This is a genomic window from Atribacter sp., from assembly GCF_035418125.1.
In the GTDB taxonomy this organism is placed as follows: domain Bacteria; phylum Atribacterota; class Atribacteria; order Atribacterales; family Atribacteraceae; genus Atribacter; species Atribacter allofermentans.
In genome coordinates, this window is the sequence record NZ_DAOLQM010000271.1 from 1 (window position 1) to 2,739 (window position 2,739).

The 2,739-nt window shown below is 37.2% G+C and carries 3 protein-coding genes; all 3 read right to left on the reverse strand.

Annotation, left to right across the window (positions count from 1 at the left end):
- A partial coding sequence (locus PLK24_RS10345; protein ID WP_324478864.1) for a substrate-binding domain-containing protein occupies positions 1 to 484 on the reverse strand: 484 nt, incomplete at its 3' end.
- A 132-nt stretch (positions 485 to 616) separates the two neighbouring features.
- Positions 617 to 1,645: an ABC transporter permease gene (locus tag PLK24_RS10350; RefSeq protein WP_324478866.1), complete on the reverse strand. Its 1,029-nt coding sequence runs from the start codon at positions 1,643 to 1,645 to the stop codon at positions 617 to 619.
- A gap of 5 nt (positions 1,646 to 1,650) precedes the next feature.
- On the reverse strand, positions 1,651 to 2,430 hold the full coding sequence (locus PLK24_RS10355; RefSeq protein ID WP_324478868.1) for an ATP-binding cassette domain-containing protein: 780 nt from the start codon (positions 2,428 to 2,430) through the stop codon (positions 1,651 to 1,653).
- Positions 2,431 to 2,739 lie beyond the last annotated feature (309 nt).

Genomic DNA, 2,739 nt, shown 5'->3' on the forward strand with positions numbered 1-2,739 from the left:
CTGGTTTTAAACCAGCTTTTACCATCGCTTGACCAGTTAAATATCCACCCGCAAATAAATCAACACCAGAATATCCAAACCCTTTTGCTAAAAACTCTTCCTGGATATCAGGAAGTGGGGTATTATTGACTGTAACAATAATTCCTTTACTGTCAGCTTCCCTTACCAAATCCCACATCGCCGCTGAACCCGGATGCCCCATAATTACAATCCCATCAGGTTGAGCAGCAATGGCTTCCTTAAATTGCTGAACCATCTTTTCAGGTTGCCACTGAGAATACTGTTCGATTAATTTGACACCTAAAGCTTTAGCAGCTTCGCGGGCTCCTAAAGTTCTCTGTATAGTGGCAACAGCACCTTCAGCTCCTCCCATTTGACAATAAATTGTCATTCCCTCTCCTAAAAGTTTATCCTGAGAATAAGCGGGAAAAACAAAAGTCATCAACACTAAAGCAACAATTAATATAAAACTTATTTTTTTCATTCCTTCTTCCTCCTCGTAAAAATTGAACTGATAACTTAAAAATAGTCTTGAATATTCCTAATTCAATTTGAAAGCTTTTTCCTCCTTTCTATTAAATAATTCAATAACTTATTTTCAATTCCTTCAATAAATTTATTCTTTCTTTAACCCTTTAGTAAAAACTGAATTCTTTAAATTATCAAAAAAACAAAGACGCTTTCCGTTGGTCCGATCTAACACAATATTGAGAGCAATAGAACCAAGCATAATGAGTCCGGTCGTCAAACGAGTCCAGAATCCACCTACTCCTGAAGCAGTGACTCCGGTTTCGAGAGAACCTACAATAAACATACCAAACAAGGTGCCGATTACCCGGCCTTCTCCACCAGTAATTGATGTTCCTCCAATGAAAACGGCCGCCATGACTGGGAGCAAGAAACCACTTCCTTGATTCGTCCAAAAATTAGTCATTTCAAATGTAAGCAAGCAGGCTGCAAAACCACCCATTAAACCCATTAAAGTAAAAACCTTAATCTTGGTTGAATCAACGTTGACTCCCATGACCCGAGCGACATTGACATTGTCTCCAATAAACATGATGCTTTCCCCAAAAGTATGACGATTCAATAAATACCAAACAAAAATTGTCAAACCAATGGACCATATGGCTTGAGAAGGAAAAAGACCCCCAATTCTACCAACCAACAAGGTATGAAGAAGAGAACCTTTTATCGGATTGACGTTGAGAGAAACTCCTCCTGAAATTAAAATGGTTAAACCCGTCCAAAAGAAGTTGGTTCCCAAAGTTGTCATTATTGAAGGAATCCCAACCTTGGTAAGGATCAAACCATTCATATAACCAATAAAGGCTCCGGCTGCTAAAGCTGCTAAAAAAGGAATAAAAATCATTCCAGTGATGTGAAAAAGATAGGCAAACACCATTCCACAAAAAGCAATAACTGATGGAAAAGAAAGATCAATTTCACCAGCAGTGATAATCAGAGTCAATCCAGCCGCCAAAACCAGAGTAGGAGCATTATAGGTTAAAAAAGACATATATATGGTTGGCCTTAGAAAAGCATTAGGTGCGGTCTTCATAAAAGCTAAAATTATAACCACAAAAACCAGCATAACCGGGAAACCTTCTATTGCTAATAAACCCTTTTTCTCAGTTTTAATCATAACTCCTACTCGTCTCCCCTCTTTTTAGATGCGAATCTTAATAGAAATTCATCTAATTTTTCTAAAGACATCTCATCTTTGGAGAAGTTAGCTACCACCATCCCCCGATCAATAATTACAAAACGGTCGGCGATATCGTAAACATGTCCGATGTTGTGGGATATATAAACACAAGCTCGACCAGAGGCTCGAATTTTCTCAACAAATTGAAGAACTTTTTGGACTTCTTTAACCGACAAAGAAACCGTTGGCTCATCAAGAATGATTAAATCGGCATCAAAATGCATTGCCCGCCCTATGGCAATCCCTTGCCGTTCCCCACCTGAAAGTTTGCTCACTTTAGAATCAACACCAATACCAACACCTCGGAACCCAATCATATCCATAATGATGTTGTTGGCAATTTCTTTTTCCTTTTTAATGTTGATGAAGCCAAATCCATTGGTTATTTGCCGTCCAATAAAAAAATTCCTCCATAAGGTTTGTTTTTCTCCTAAAGATTTATCTTGATAGACAGTTTCTATACCATAACTGTGGGCTTTTTTTACATTGTAGTCTCGAGAAGTAACTTTCTTGCCACGGATATGGAGCTCTCCGCAGGTAGGATGGAGGACTCCGGTCATAATTTTAACCATGGTTGACTTTCCGGCACCGTTGTCACCAAGTAAGCCTACTACTTCGTTTTTTCCAACTGAAAAATTTATATTTCTCAATGCTTCGACATTCCCGAAACGCATTCCGACATTTTTCATTTCAAGAATGTACTGGAAATTCTTGTCCCCCATTTTCACCCCACCTTAATCCATCTTATCTTCGCAGATAGTTTAATTATAATTTTCATATTTTAGTTTGTCCAGCTAAACAAGTATCAAATTTTTTTTATAAATAAAATGGTTATTTTCTTTCATCATTAGATAGAATCAAGTTTTTGGAAATTTTATTAACAATTCAAAATTGAATAATTTATTCTAATCAATTCGGAACTCATTTGAATGAATGATTAGGACATCCTTATCTTTTTAATCTCTTCCTATTGAAGGATAAACTCTCATGTCGCCTTGGTGACACCAGATAAGGATGAAAACACTAATTAA